Genomic DNA, 14,928 nt, shown 5'->3' on the forward strand with positions numbered 1-14,928 from the left:
GACCACCGGTTGTTAATCCGACCTTAACCATCCCGGACTGATGGTATAGACGTAGAGTTCGGATGATGTTGCCAAGCCGACCCTCGCACGTTAGTTAACGGGCAGGGAAGACTGCGGCACTGGTGGCGACCCGGAAACCGGGTACAGCACCATGACGCGCCACCTGCCTTCAAGGCTCGCCAGTATTCACGCACCTTCGGAACCGCCCATGAACCGCCGATCAAGCGCCTTTGTCCTCGGGCAGGACGCAGGTTCCATATCGAACACATCCGAGCCCCTTGCGGTGAACGCACCGCCATATGCTCAAAAATTTGTTAGATACGACCGAGTTTCAAACGAATATTCAGAATACTTCTCAGAATTATTATCTGAGACGGGAGAAATTACGCCGTGACGGAAGTGTCACCCGAAGCTGTTTTGGTGACTCGTGACCTGGGTCAAAGTGACGACCAGCACGAAATCGCCTGGAACGAGATGACGCCTCTCATCACCGCGCGCCCGCCCGTGATCCTGCCGCCGCGTTCCGTCGCGAGTTCGAGTCTCGTGTCGCTGCTGCACATGCGCGCCGAGACCCAGGGCGACGACGAGGCCTATGTCTTCCTTGCCGACGGCGAACAGGAAACCGGTCGCCTGACATATGGCGCGCTGTGGGACCGGGCGACGGCGCTCGCGGGTTTCCTCGCTGCCCGTGATTGCCGCAACGCGCCGGTCCTGCTGCTGATGCCGTCGAGCATCGAGTTCCTGATCGGGCTTTACGGCTGCCTCATCGCCGGCGCCGTCGCGATCCCGGCGCCGCCGCCGCATCGGACCCGCGGCATGGAGCGGATCCGGTCGATCATCGCCGACGCCCGCCCGCGCCTTATCCTTGCCGCCCAGGCGGCCCCGACGGGTGCCGACGGTGAGCCCGATCCCGACCTCGCCGACATTCCCTGGTTCGAGGTCGAGCAGGTCCTGGCGGAGGAGCCGCGCCGGGCCGCCCCCCTGCCCGCTCTCGCCGGCGACCAGCCGGCGGTGCTGCAATACACCTCGGGCTCGACCGGCTCGCCCAAGGGCATCGTCATCACCCATGACAATGCCTACGCCAATATCTTGGGCCAGCAGCAGACGACGGGCGACCCGGATGCGGCCAGCCTGGTGTCCTGGCTGCCGGTCCATCACGACATGGGCCTGTTCGGCAATATCATGGCGGCGCCCGTGCTGGGCGGCCGCCTCGCCTTCATGCCGCCCGGCGCCTTCATCCAGAAGCCGGCGCGCTGGCTCCGGGCGATCAGCCACTACGGCGCGGTCCGCTCCGGCGGCCCGAACTTCGCCTATGACCTCTGCACCCGCACCATCACCGCGGAGCAGATGGAGGGGGTCGACCTGCGCGGCTGGCACACCGCCTTCAACGGCGCCGAGCCGGTACGAGCGGCGACCCTGCAGCAGTTCGCCCAGAAATTCGCCCCTTACGGCTTCCAGGCCGAAGCCTGGTTCGCGTGCTACGGCCTGGCCGAGACCACGCTCATCGTCAGCGGTGCCCGGCGCCGGCGGCCGCCGACCGTGCGCACCTATGCGCGCGACCAGCTCGGCGAGGGCCAGGCGGTGCCGATGGCCGACGCGACCCAGCCGACGCAGACGCTGGTCAGCAGCGGCCAGAGCGTGCCTGATCATGCGGTGCGCATCATCGACCGCGCGACCGGCCGCTCTCTCGGCCCGCGCGAGATCGGCGAGATTTGGGTCGCCGGCCCCAGCGTCAGCTCCGGCTTCTGGCGGGGCGCCGAGGCCTCGGCCCAGCGCTTCGGCCGCCAGGTCGCAGGCGAGGACGGCAAGTTCGTCAGCACCGGCGACCTGGGTTTCTTCGACGATGACGAGCTGTTCATCGTCTCGCGCCTCGACGACCTCATCGTGCTGCGTGGGCGCAACATCGCGCCGCAAGACATCGAGGACGCGGCGATCCGCTCCGGCACCGGCCAGGTCCAGACCGCCGCCGCCTTCCTCGAGCAGGAGGGCGAAGGCGACCGTGTCGTACTGGTGATGGAGGTCTCGCGCGACCTCCGCCGGCAGGACCAGCTGGAAGCCGTGTCGCAAGCCGCGCGCGATGCGGTCTGGCAGGCGACCGAGGTGGCGCTCGCCCGGCTTGTGCTGGTGCGTCCGGGGACGATTCCGCGGACGACGAGCGGCAAGGTCCGCCGGCGCAGCACGCGCGCCGGCCTTGCTGCCGGCGAGTTCAAGTCCGTTCTCGACCAGGCTGCCGCGGCAGCACCCGCCGAACCGGTCGCCGCCGAGGGCGCCGAAGCGGAGATTTCCGCCTGGCTGCAGCGGGCCCTGGTGCTGAACGCGCCGCCGTCGGCCAATGCGCCGCTGCATCGGCTGGGCCTCGATTCGCTCCGCACCATCGAATTCAGCGAGTGGCTACGCACGACGCACGGCGTGCAGCTGTCGCTTGCCGACCTCATGGGCGGGCTGACACTCACGGATGTGGTCGCGGCCGTCCGGCATGGCGGCTCGACACCCCAAGCCGTGACGACCATCACTGCCCCCGCCCGGGCGCACTATCCGCTGACGCGGACGCAGGAGGCGATCTGGGCCGAGCAGAGCCGGCTCGGCGACGTGACCGCCTACAACGTGCCGATGGCGCTGCGCCTCCTCGACGGCACGCCCGCGGCCAAGGTCGAGGCGGCACTCGCAGAGCTCATGCGACAGCACCCGCTGCTGCACTCGCGCTTCGCCGCGACCGATGCGGGCCCGGAACGGCAGATCGACGAACAGGCGACCGTGCCGTTCGAGGTCGTCGATTTGACCGACGCGGCCCCGGCGGACCGGGTGCCCGCGATGATCGCCCGCTCGCGCCGCCCATTCGAGATGGAAGGCGAGCTGCTCTGGCGTGCCGTGCTCTATCGCTGGGGCGTCGAGCAGACGGCACTCGTGCTGACGTTCCACCATGTCATCTGCGACGGCTGGTCAGTCTCGACGCTGGGCCGAGCGCTCGCCGCGACGTTGGGCGGGACGCTGGCCGAGACGCCGTCGGCCGAGCCCGCGCACGATCCGATCGACCAGTTGGTGAGCGAGGAGGAATTCTACCTCTGCGGCCGCGAAGCGCTGAGCGACCTCGAATTCTGGAAAGAGCGCCTGACTCCGCCACCGCCGCCGCTGATCCTGCCGCACCGGCGCGACGAGGAGCGGGCCGGCGAGCCGCCGATCCATCTGCAGCGCGTCATGCTCGATGGTGCCCGGCTCGCGCGCGTGCGCGCCGCGGCCGAGGCGTGCGACGTCAGCCTGCCGGCGTTCCTCCTCGGCCTCTACGGCCTGTTCCTGCATCGCAGCCTCGGCAATGACGACGTCGCGATCGGCGTCATCACCTCGCTCCGCATCCCGTCGCGTCATGGCGAAACCCTGGCGCCGCTCGTCAATCCGGTCGTCGTCCGGTCCCGCTTCGCCGACCGGTCGAGCCGCGCCCGCGATTTCCTCGTCCAAACCTCGAACGAGCTCCGGGCGGCGCTGACCCATAACCGCCTGCCACACGCGATGCTGGTCGAGGCCCTGCGGCTGCCGATGATTCCCGGCCTGCCGCCGCTGTTCCAGGCAGCGTTCGGCCATATCCGGGTCGCAGGCCCGATCGACGAGGACGCCAACCGGGCCTTGGCGGCGCCGGCCCGCGCCGTGCGGCCGTTCCTGCTGCATGCCCAGGAAGGCTCCAATCCCCTGTCGCTCGCCTGGGTCGAGAGCGACGAGGCCTGCATCGGCGAATTCGCCGTCCATCGCGCCTGGATGTCCGAAGAGGCGACGCGCCGGATGTGCGCTCAGTTCGACCGGCTGGTCGACGTGGTCGCGGCCGATCTCGAGGCGTCGATCGGCACGATCCCGTTGCTGTCGGATGCCGAGCGGCACCGGCTCGAAGCCTGGTCCCAGGGCCCGCGGGCCGCGCGCGCCATCGCGGCGGAGGGCGAGACGCTGCACGGGCTGATCCTGGCCGCCGCCGCGCAATACCCGGACCTGTCCGCCGTCATCGAGAGCGACGGCACCAGCTGGACCTATGCCCGGCTCGCCACTGAATCGGCGGCCCTCGCGGCTCAGCTCCGGGCGCTCGGCCTCGAGCCCGGCGACCGGGTCGCCGTCAGCATGGAACGCTCGGCGCTGTGGCTCGCCTCCCTGCTTGCCATCCTGCGCGCAGGCGGCGCCTTCGTGCCCATGGACCCGCAGCAGCCGGCCGACCGCCGCGCCTTCATGGTTGCCGACAGCGACGCGAAAATCGTCCTCGCGGCGGCGGGGACCGGGGCGGACATCGCCGGCGGCCGGCTCCTGTTCCATCCCGTGAACGGCCAAGCGACTGAGGGAGCGCCGGCGTTGCCCACGGTCGCGGAGACGGCCGCCGCCTATGTCCTCTACACCTCGGGCTCGACCGGGCGGCCCAAGGGTGTCGCCGTATCCCACGCGGCCTTGCGCGAGCGGCTGCTGTGGAAGGTCGAGGCGTTCGAGATGACGCCGCAGGATCGGGTGCTGCAGAGCATCCCGACCATCTTCGACCCGTCGCTGTGGGAGATCTTCACGCCGCTCCTGTGCGGTGCCGCCGTCATCCTGGCGCCGCCGCAGACCGATCGCGAGCCGGTGCGGATCGCAGCACTCGCCCAACGCCACGGCATCACGATGTTCAGCTGTGTGTCTGGCGTGCTGAGCCATTTGTCCGACGCATTCGAGAACCAGCCGCCGTTCCGGCTGCGTCGCGTCATCACCGGCGGCGAGGCCTTGACGGTGGCGGGGCGACGGCGGTTCCAGGCCCTGACCGGGGCGATCGTCGACCATTGCTACGGACCGACCGAGGCCGCGATCTTCTGCACTCATCTGGCCCTGCCGCCAAGTGTCGGACCGGCGGGCGACGGACTGGCGGCCGAGACCGCCGCGATCGAATCGGTCGGCCGGCCGGTCGCCGGCGCCACGATCCAGGTCGTGGACGAGCGCGGCCAGCCCGTGCCGGTCGGTGCGCTCGGCGAGATCGTCATCGGCGGCCGCGGCCTCGCGATCGGCTATCTCAATCGGCCGGAGGAGGACGCCGCCCGCTTCGTGCAACTGGACGGGCCCGCCGGCGGCCGCTTCTACCGGTCGGGCGATTCCGGCCGCTGGCGCGACGACGGCTGCCTCGAGATCGTCGGCCGCACGGACGACCAGATCAAGCTGCGCGGGGTGCGGATCGAGCCAGGCGAGATCGAGGCAGTCCTGCTGCAGGCACCCGGCGTCAAGGAGGCAGCGGTCGGCATCGAGCAGCGCGCGACCGGCCCGGTGCTGGCCGCCTGGGTGGCCCTCGCCCCGAACGGGTCCGACGAGGACGTGCTCGACGCTTATGTGCGCGGCCGGCTGCCCCATGCGCTGGTGCCGTCCATCTTCCACCGGGTCGCCAAGCTGCCGACGCTGCCCAGCGGCAAGATCGACCGCAACGCGCTCGCGGCCCTGACCGTCGCCAGCGCCCCGCCAAGCGCGTCGGTCAGCGCCAGCCAGAGCGTCCGCAGCGTGATGGAAGGCCATCTCCTGCGCCTGTGGCGCGACCTGCTGCAGGCGCCGGGGCTGCAGCCGACCGACGACGTGTTCCAGGCCGGCGCCCATTCGCTGATGGTCATGCGGCTGATCGGCCGCCTGCACGCGGAGACCGGGCGGACCGTGCCGGCCGCCATCTTCTTCGACCGGCGGACGCCGCGCCGCCAGGCGCTGCTGCTCGACAACGAGGAGCCAGGCGACAATCTGGAAGAGCCGACGCTCAAGCTGCTCTCGCCGGTGCCGAACGGTCGCAACCTCGTGTGCATCGCGGCCGGCATCGGCGACCGGGTGCGGCTCGAGCATCTGGCGGCCGCCCTCGGCAACGACATCACGGTCTGGGGCCTCCTGCCGCCAGGTGCCGCACCAGACGGCAAGTCCTGGACGGTCGAGCGGCTGGCGGACGCCTATGCCGCGCTCGTCGCCGAGATGCTGGGCGCCAACAGCTGCGTCATGGCGGGCTTCTCCGCCGGCGGACCGCTGGCCCACGAGGCGGCCTGCCGGCTCCGCCGCGCCGGCCATGCGGTCGATCGCGTGCTGCTGTTCGACAGCGCCCATCCGCTGCTGCCGCAGGTCAATGTCGCGATCTTCGAGATGATCCGCCGCGGCCTCGGCATGCTCGGCCATCGGTCGTGGCTCGCCAACAGCTGGCTCATCGAGCGTTCGCGCCAGATCTTCGACGACCGCGGGCTCTACATCCATCTGGCGGCCTTGCTTGCGTGGCGCGGCGACAAGTTCGACGGTCCGCTCACCATCGTCCGCGGCTCGGCCACGCGCTGGATCAGCGGCATCCTGTTCCGGCCCTGGCGCCATCATGCGCGGCAGGTCGACTATGCGGATGCGCGCGGCCTGCACGGCGGCCTGTTCCACCGGCGGAACGTCGGCGGCGTGGCGGCGATCGTCAGACGGCTCATGATCCAGTCTTGAGGGCCCGCGCCCTCGTGCTCTGGAGCGAGCTCGCCCCGCTCGAAGCGGCCTCGCCCGACTCCTCGCCCGACTGGCCGGCGCTCGTGGCACGCCTGCCCGAGAGCCTGCGGGCTGGCATCGACGAGCCGCTGCGCGAAAGCGACCGCCATCTGCGTCTTGTCGGCCGGCTGCTGCTCGTGGCGGCACTCCAGCGGCTCGGTGCGGGCGAAACGGCGGAGGCGCTGACCTTCGATCGCGCCGGACGCCCTCATCTGCCCGGCGCGCTCGATCCCTCGATCAGCCACACACCCGGCCTCGCCTGCGCGGCGGTCGCGGTCGGTTGCCGGATCGGCGTCGACGTCGAGCGGCATCACGAGATCGAGGCGGCCCTCCATCAGCGCATCCTCACCGCCGACGAGCAGCAGAGCGTCGAGCGCTCCGTCGACCCGGCCGGGCAATTCCTTAAGTTCTGGACCATGAAGGAAGCGGCCGCCAAGGCGGACGGGCGCGGCCTGCAGCTCGATCCAAGGCAGTTGCGCTGCCGCCTGGGCGCGATCTTTTCGGGGGGCAGCGTGCGGGTCGAGGACGTGCGCTATCGCGCGCGCACGCTGCCGCTACCGCCAGAGTGGATTGGCACTGTCGCCTATGACGCGCCCGCGATCGCGCTTACGGCCGAGCCTTACAGCTTCAGCTGATTGTCCCACCAGGCGCTGATCCTCTCGGCCGAGTCGGTGTAGCCGAACTCGGCGATCTCGCGGCCCTTGACGTGGTCGGTCACCGCATAGACCGAGAGCGGCGGCTCGAGCAGCAGGTCGGTCGCGCGCTGCAGCATAATCGTGCGGTTCGCGATGCTGCCGATCGCCATCGAGCGCGTCAGGATCTCGACGATGTTCGGCATGCCGACCGAATTGGTGAAAGGGTTGAGGCGGTTCCACAGGATACGCCAGCCCGACAGGCCGTAGTCGTAGGAATAGGACGTGGAAACGCCGGTGCGCGGCATTACGTTGATGACGATCAACAGCCCCTTGCCGTTGAGCCGGTTCATGGTCTCGGTCGGCAGGCCGTCGAGCAAGCCGCCGTCGACCAGGAGATCGCCGCCGTTGATGACCGGCGGCAGCAGGCCCGGCGGCGAGTTGCTCGCCAGCACCGCGCGCCAGAGCGAGCCGGAGGCGTGCACCACGCTCTGAGCGCTCGTCAGGTTGCACGAGATGCAGAAGAACTTGCGCCAGGAATCCTCGATGGCGCCTTCGCCCATCAGCGTGTGCAGGCCGCGCGAGAAGCGCCGGCCGGACATGAGCGAGACGAGCGGCAGCGTGAACTGCTCGCCGGTTTTCACCAGCGACATCACGCCCTCGAGGATCTCCTCCGGTCCGCGGCCGAGCGCATATTGGCCGGCTACGAGCGCCCCGATGCTGGTGCCGCCGACGACGTCGACCGGTACTCCATGTTCCTCGAGCGCGCGGATGATGCCGATATGGGCGAAGCCGCGGGCGCCGCCGCCGCCGAACACGACGCCGACCGAATTGCCGGTCAGGCTGCGCGCGACCCGCGCCCAATCGGCCGCCCGGCCCGCGCGGACGTGCGTGTGCTGGCTGCCGGGCCTCAGCGCCAGATGCTTCATCGTGCCGACCGGCGCCGCGATCTCGGGCGACTGCAGCAGGAGCGTCGTCCAGCGCTGCTCCGCCGTGCGCGGCACCTGCCGCACCGCCCGCTCGATCGGGCCGATCGCCGGCTTCTCCGCGCCGTCGATCATCAGCAGCACATGGTCGGCCTGCCGCGCGCAGAGCTGCGTCCAGGGCGTGTCCGCCTCGTCGGCGACATAGAGGATGCAGGAGTAGTGGCGTTCCAGGTCGTTGAGCCAGCGCAGAAGCGCGATGTTGCGCTCCTGTGCTCCGGCGCTCGTGTCGTTGATCGGATAGCCGGCGCCCTTGCAGGCGTCCGAGGTCAGCAGAATGATCGAGCCGCGCCGGCCGAGCGCTTCCGAGAGTGCCTCGGCCGATTCCCGAAGCGGCAAGCCCGGCCGCGCCGCGATGAGCGCCAGCGAGGGCAGATTGCCGCCGCCGTGCTGGCGACGGAAGCGCGCCATGCCAGTGCTGACGCCCTGCGCCGACCGGACGAGACCGCGGGCAATGCCTTCGGGGTCGCGCCGCAGGATCTCCATGTATTCGCGCTTATCGAGCCGGGCGACGGTCGTGTCGCGCCGCGCGATGATGTCGGCCGCGCGCCGTTGGTCCGTCACCAGCCCGAGTTCGCCGACGCTCTCGCCGGGGCCGATCTCGTTGACCAGTTCCGCCTTGCCCTTCCCGTCGCGCTTCACGACGTCGAGCCGGCCGTTGATCACGACATAGATCGCATCGGACGCATCGCCCTGGCGGAACAGAACCTCGCCGCCGCGCAACACGATCTGCTCGGCCATCTTGGCCAGCTGAACAGCGGTTGCGAGGTTGACGTCCTGGAACAGGATGCTCTGGCGCAGGCCCAGCACGAGGCTGAGGAACGTCGCCCGCGCGGCGGCCCGATCCCAGATCGCCGCCATTTCGCCGGGCCAGGTCTCGCGCAGCGCGTTCGCGTCGGCCAAGGGCAGGCGCCACAGCACAGCCTGCGTCGTGGTCTTGACCGTCACGAGCGCCGGACCCGAGGCCGGCAGCAGCGAGACCGCGATCAGATCCCCAGGGCCGAACGCGTCGAGTTCGACCTCCCGGTTGGCGAGGCCGCCGAAGCCTTCGAGGCGGCCGGTCTCGACGATCCACAGGCTGTCGACCAGGTCGGCTTGGGCCACGAGCGTGGCACCGGCAGGCATCGAGCGCGTCTCGAGCGCGCCGATGATCGCATCGAAAAAGCTCTCCTCGATCCCTTGGGTTATGCCCAAGGCGCCGCAAATTGCTTGTCTGGTGTCGTCCACGGTCATCCGCGCGCACTTTCGCCATGCCGACGACCGCGGCGGGGCCGACGATCGCGTTGGACGGGAATTCCCGTTCAGTAGGGCGCGGGATTGATGGCTCATCAAGGACAATTTACGTCAGCTGTTCGTTGCGAGGTACCGACGCTGCCGGCCTTCGAGGACTAGGCACGTCAACACGCCGGTAAAGCAGGCGCCGGTGTCTATGGCGATGCGGTTGGAGAGTTCTTCTGGTGCGGGGACCGGGGTGTGGCCATGCACAACCACGGCACCGTGGGAAATTTTCGATCCTAGAAACGGGTTCCTGATCCATAGCAGATCGGCCTCGGCTTGGCGAGCGAGCGGTACACCGGGCCGTATGCCGGCATGCACAAAAAAGTAATCGCCGAGACGATAGTACGTCTCAAGCGAGTTCAGAAAATCCCGATGCGACTGCGGCACCCGTTCCGCCAGGTCTTCGGCAAGGCGCGAGAGCTCCATGCCGCCCCGCCACGGCACACCGTAGCTTGCAACTGTTGCAGCACCACCGATGGCAAACCATTTCGGCCCCACCTCCTCTGGCCGTTCCAAAAACGCTGCCATCATCGCCTCATGGTTGCCTTTGAGGTGAATAGGAGTCGTGTTTTGCAGGGGATGGGCGATAAGGCGGTCGAGGACCTCCGCGGAAGCCGGACCGCGGTCGACGTAGTCGCCAAGATAGATGATTAGATTCTGATCTGCCTGTGTCAGAAATAGGTCCTGGCGAATAAGTGCTTGCAACGCGTCGAGTTCGTCGATGCAACCGTGGATATCGCCGATGACATAGACCCGGGTGCCCGGCGGGATGGTCGCCTGGGGCAAAGGTCGCGGCTTGCGGAACCACCCGAACATTGCGCGCCCTGCTGCTAGAGGCTGTAACGCCCCGGCGCGATAATACCGTCGGGGTCGAGAGCCTGCTTCAGCGACCGGACCGTCGTCCAAAACGGATCATCCGGACGCAGGACCAAGTCCATATTGTCGATATCAATGCGATAGGGCGTGCAGCCGAGGTCAAAATAAGCGCGATTGAGGGCGCGCAGGCATTCTTTTGCCTGCTGGCGCCGGGCCGAATCGGCCCGGCTGAAATCGATGCTGACGACGCCCTCGAGCGTCCGGTCGTTCATCAGGTTGAGCGTCACGGCCGGCGTGAATCCGAAGCTGGCGCCGACCCGGTCGGTCGCCTCGACCGCCGCCCGGATGGTCGGTCCATCGAGCGGAATCACCGGCGCCGAGAAGGCGATGCCGCCCGCGCCCAGGTCCGGATTGTCCGCGTAATCGGAACGATCGACCGATGGCCAATAGACACTGTGCAGCGCCTCGCTCGTCGGCACGCCGGTCGGCAGGCGCAAGAGCGGCTCGACGCCGAGCAGGAACATCCGCAACCCGCCCAACCCAGGCAGGCGCGAGACCCGTTTCGCAAGGTCCAGGCGCGCCGGCGTCATGAAGCGGACCCGGCCGAACCGGCCGAGCCGGGCGCGGACCCGGCGCTGAGATTGCGCGACATGGCCGGGCGTGCCGGCCACGACACCGATGGCGCTCCATTGGCCGCGCATCTGCTTGTCGGCGATGGCCTGCGCCGCGGCGCGCGAGGCCGGCAGGCCGGCCGCGACCAGCTGGCGATAGATGAGCGGCGTCAGCGTGATCTCGCTGCGCCGCCGGTTGCCGACATGCACGATACTGTCGAGCGAGCCCTCCTGGACCAGGTCGCGCATGGCCTCGAAGAAGGCCGGCAAGTCAGCGGCGGAGAGGCTGACCAGGAACATCGCTTGGGCGGCCGGCCGCGGCAGCAGCTTGATGGTGAGGCCGACGACGATGCCGAGGTTCGACTGCAGGAACAGACCGCCCAGATCGGGGCCGATGCCGAAACGGCAGAGCGGGCCGATCTTCGATTCCGGGAAATGGGCGAAGCCGGTCTTGATCACCTCGCCGGTGCCCAGCACCACTTCGACCGACACGACCTGCTCGGCCCGGAGCGTGTTGTAGGCGACACCGCGCTCGAGCGTGTTGCCGACGACGCTGGTGTCCGCACCCGATCCGGTGACATCGAGGAAGAAGCGCGAGCCGGTCTTGGCAAGATGTGCCGCCAATTGCGCCTGGGTCACTCCCGGCCGCACCATGACGACGCCGTAGCGCTCGTCGACCGGGCCGATCTCGTCCATGGCCCCCAGGTCGACCACCACGTTGCCGCTCGTGACCGGCAGGCGCGAGCCCAGGCCCCAGTTCTTGCCGCTGCTGATCGGATAGAGCGGCGTGTTGTGGCGCCGCGCCGCCAGCACCAGCGTCTGGACCTCTTCGACCGTCGTCGGCCGGACCACGAGGGGAATGGACCGCTCGTGGCCGCTCGTCGCCTTGTGATAGGAATCGAGCCCCGCCCCATCGATCAAAGCATGCGGCGCGAACCTGTCCCTCAGTTCGATGGCAAGGTTCTCCAAGCTCAAGGCTGCTCTCCCTCCGCCGGCGGCCCGGCCACGCCGGCCGCGCTACCCCACCTGCCGGCCGAACCACGGGCCGATGAGATTGGCGATCGGCAGCGGCAGCCGTTTCCAGGCTTCGATCTTACGCTGATATTTCGGATTGTTGGGATTGACGTCCGGCATGGCGACGCCGTCTTTCAGGAAGAACTCGTGGACGACCGGCCGCGGCTCGAAGCCCCAGTTCTTCTTGAAGGCATAGGGGCCGGTATCGAGCTTGCTGCGCCCGAAGTCGAAGACCCGATAGCCGCGCGCCGACGCGCGCCGCATGACGCGGAAATACATGAGATCCGCGGCACCAAGCTTGCGCGCCTCCGGGTCCGCCCCGGTGTAGTAGGGCATCACCTTGTCTCGGAAATAGAAGTTCAGCACCGAGGAGAGCGGCCGGTCGTCCTGGTAGACCGTCAGGATGTCCGCGTCCGGGCCGAACACCTCCAGGAGGGTCTTGATGTATTTGCGCGAGAACACCGGCGTGCCCAAATTGCGCATGCTGAGCGAATAGAGCTGGTAGAAGCTCGTCGGGTCCTGATCGATCCGGTCGACGAGCGTCGACTCGATCGCCTTGCGCACGACCGCGCGCTGCTTGCGCGGGATCTGCTTCAGGCACGCGTCCTCGTCAGCCTCGATCGGTCGCTCGAAACTCGCGTAGATGCCGTCCTTGACCTTCCAAGCTCCGTCCGTATGCGGATTGGGCGGGTCGCGGTATTCGATATATTCGGCCGGCGATTGGGCCAACAGCGCCTGGGCCGCACGGTCGAGCGCCAGGGCCGCCGCCGGCTCGTCGACCGCGGTCGAGCCGCCGACGCACCAGCCGGTCGAGACCCAGCGCGTGCCGAACAGCCGGCTCTTGACCAGCACCAGCGGCAGCACGCCGTGGATGGCGCCGTCGCGCGTGGCTTTGAGGAACCGGCAGTGCTGCCCGAAGCTCCGTTCGATGACGGTGCGCCAGCCCGCGCGATGGAAGAACGTCGCCTGCGGGCAGGCGGCGACGAAGGCGTCCCACTCGGCAGCGCCCGCATCGTCGAGCACGCCGATCTCGTAGGTCGCGAGTTCACCGGCGGCGGCGGGCCGATCCGAAGTCATCAGAGACAAGCCCGTGGCTCCCGTAGCTGAGGGCGGCGGTTCTAGTGCGGCAGGAACGAACCGAACACCCGGTCCATGCGATCCCAACGGAAATCGCCGAGCAGCCGCCTCAAGCGCGGCTCCATGCGATCGAGGTTGAGATAGTGGCGGAACCGCCCCTTTATCGACAGGCCCGGCACGCGCGGCTGGCCCGGGTCGATTTCCCAGGGATGGAAATAGAAGATGCAGGGCCGCTCGGCATCCGCGTGCAGGCGCTTGACTGCCCAGCGGAAGGCGGCATAGGGCATGAGGCGGAAATAGCCGCCGCCGCTGCACGGGATGGTGCGCCCCAGCGCCTCGACCGTGCACATCGGGAACTCCACGAACGGCTCGCCGGCACGCGGCCGGAACGGGCCATGCGGTGCCTCGGGCATGCCGTAGAGGTCGTGATGCACGGGGAAGATGCTCGAGCTGTAGCGATAGCCCTCTTCCGCCAGCACGTCGAACGCCCAGAGATTGGTCCGGCCGATCGAGAATGTGGCGGCACGATAGCCCACGACGCTCTGGCCCGACAGGTCCTCGAGCAGCGCCCGGGTCCGGCGGATGTCGGCGCGGAATTCCTCGGGCGTCTGCGAGGTGACCAGATGGTGCGCCCAGCCGTGGCTCGCGACCTCGTGCCCCTGGTCGGCGATCCGGCGAATGAGCTGCGGATAGCGCTCGGCAACCCAGCCGAGCGTGAAGAAGGTCGCCGCCACGCGCGCGTCGGCGAAGATCTGCAACACGCGATCCGTGTTGCGCTCGACCCGGCGCTCGAATTCGTCCCAGCGGTCGCGCGCGACCGTATTGGCGAAGGCCTGGACCTGGAAATAATCCTCGACGTCGACCGACATGGCGTTGACGATCCGGGCATCCTCGCGCCGCGGCGCCTCGACGATCGGCGCGAACCGGGCGGGATCGATCGGCTGAGCCTGCGGCCTGACGGTCGATGGACTGAAGGCGTGCAAACTGGCCGTCACGGTTTCCTCCCGGCGCCGAGATTCACCTCAGAAATGTAGTCCGACAGGCTGAGAAGCGCACGCCGAAATGCCATGTCGTGCCGGCGCACACGTTCTTCGAGTGCCGCCAGGCGGATCTCGTGGTCGGAAACCACATGGTCCGGCGCCACCCGGCCGGCAGCGGCGGCAAGCGCCGTCGACATGCCGGTGTTGGTCGGATATGCGGCCCCGTTGCCCTCCGGCTGGCTCGAAGCGGTTTCCGCCTGCAGCTCCTGCGCCACTTCGCTCACATCCTCCTCGGTGAGCAGGTGCCGCTCGTCGAGGCAGAGATGCAGGAGAAGGCGCGCGCACAGCACGTTGATGCGGCGCGGCACGCCCTTGGTGTGGCGATAGATCTCGTCGAACACGCCGTCGGCGAAGCCCGGATCACCGGTCCAGCCCGCCTGCTCCAGGCGGAAGATCACGTAATCCTTGATCTCCGACTGCTCCATCGGCAGCAGATGGCACGAGGCGACCACGCGCTGCTGCAGCTGCTCGAGCGGACGGCTCGCGATCGCGTCGCGGAATTCCGGCTGCCCGACGAGGATCGTCTGCAACGGCGCGCCGTCGGGCACTTCGATGTTCGACAGCATGCGCAGCTCCTCGAGCGCCGGGAACGGCATGTTCTGCACCTCGTCGACGATGAGCAGGCAACGCTCGCTCGTCGAAGACGCCTCGATCAGCAGCCCCTCCATCTGCCGAAGCAGCGCCGCCTTGCCGCCTTCGGCCGGCATCAGGCCGAAGGCCGTCACGATCATGCGCAGCGTGTCCTCGGCATTGAGATGCGAGGTCACGATGCGCGCCACGCGGTATTGCTGCTGTTCCTGCAGACCCGCGAGCAGATGGCTCAAGAGCGTCGTCTTGCCGGCACCGACGTCGCCGGTGACGACGACGAAGCCCTCGCCCTGGCTGAGCCCGAAGGTCAGATAGGAATGGGCGCGGATATGTCCGCGGCTGCCGAAGAACAGATTCGGATCGGGCGTGAGCCGGAACGGATGGCTATGGAACCCGAAGAATTTCTCGTACATGAGCCCCG

8 protein-coding genes are annotated in these 14,928 nt (G+C 68.6%); 2 read left to right on the forward strand and 6 right to left on the reverse strand.

From position 1 onward, the window contains the following. The first annotated feature begins 474 nt into the window (after positions 1 to 474). Together IEY58_RS07595 and IEY58_RS07600 are read left to right on the forward strand one after the other, a co-directional pair. On the forward strand, positions 475 to 6,429 hold the full coding sequence (locus IEY58_RS07595) for a non-ribosomal peptide synthetase (RefSeq protein WP_189044200.1): 5,955 nt from the start codon (positions 475 to 477) through the stop codon (positions 6,427 to 6,429). Beyond that, on the forward strand, positions 6,426 to 7,103 hold the full coding sequence (locus tag IEY58_RS07600) for a 4'-phosphopantetheinyl transferase family protein (protein ID WP_189044202.1): 678 nt from the start codon (positions 6,426 to 6,428) through the stop codon (positions 7,101 to 7,103). The genes IEY58_RS07595 and IEY58_RS07600 overlap by 4 nt, the downstream gene beginning before the upstream one ends. Here IEY58_RS07600 and IEY58_RS07605 read toward each other — a convergent pair. The 6 genes from IEY58_RS07605 to IEY58_RS07630 form a co-directional block, all read right to left on the reverse strand. After that, positions 7,088 to 9,316 (reverse strand): cyclic nucleotide-binding and patatin-like phospholipase domain-containing protein, encoded by a 2,229-nt coding sequence (locus tag IEY58_RS07605; RefSeq protein WP_189044203.1) that lies wholly within the window; start codon positions 9,314 to 9,316, stop codon positions 7,088 to 7,090. The genes IEY58_RS07600 and IEY58_RS07605 overlap by 16 nt on opposite strands. 111 nt (positions 9,317 to 9,427) lie before the next feature. Further along, the gene (locus tag IEY58_RS07610) at positions 9,428 to 10,177 is read right to left on the reverse strand and encodes a metallophosphoesterase family protein (RefSeq protein WP_189044205.1); all 750 of its coding nucleotides are present in this window, start codon (positions 10,175 to 10,177) and stop codon (positions 9,428 to 9,430) included. Positions 10,178 to 10,191: 14 nt separating this feature from the next. Next, positions 10,192 to 11,763 (reverse strand): FAD-binding oxidoreductase, encoded by a 1,572-nt coding sequence (locus tag IEY58_RS07615; RefSeq protein ID WP_189044207.1) that lies wholly within the window; start codon positions 11,761 to 11,763, stop codon positions 10,192 to 10,194. Positions 11,764 to 11,805: 42 nt separating this feature from the next. Next, positions 11,806 to 12,879, reverse strand: coding sequence for a FemAB family XrtA/PEP-CTERM system-associated protein (locus IEY58_RS07620; RefSeq protein WP_189044209.1), 1,074 nt, complete (start codon positions 12,877 to 12,879; stop codon positions 11,806 to 11,808). Positions 12,880 to 12,920: 41 nt separating this feature from the next. Beyond that, positions 12,921 to 13,874 (reverse strand): XrtA system polysaccharide deacetylase, encoded by a 954-nt coding sequence (locus tag IEY58_RS07625; protein ID WP_229743561.1) that lies wholly within the window; start codon positions 13,872 to 13,874, stop codon positions 12,921 to 12,923. After that, the gene (locus IEY58_RS07630; protein ID WP_189044211.1) at positions 13,871 to 14,920 is read right to left on the reverse strand and encodes an XrtA/PEP-CTERM system-associated ATPase; all 1,050 of its coding nucleotides are present in this window, start codon (positions 14,918 to 14,920) and stop codon (positions 13,871 to 13,873) included. The genes IEY58_RS07625 and IEY58_RS07630 overlap by 4 nt, the downstream gene beginning before the upstream one ends. Positions 14,921 to 14,928: the final 8 nt, after the last annotated feature.

The organism is Aliidongia dinghuensis, from assembly GCF_014643535.1.
GTDB classification, from domain to species: domain Bacteria; phylum Pseudomonadota; class Alphaproteobacteria; order ATCC43930; family CGMCC-115725; genus Aliidongia; species Aliidongia dinghuensis.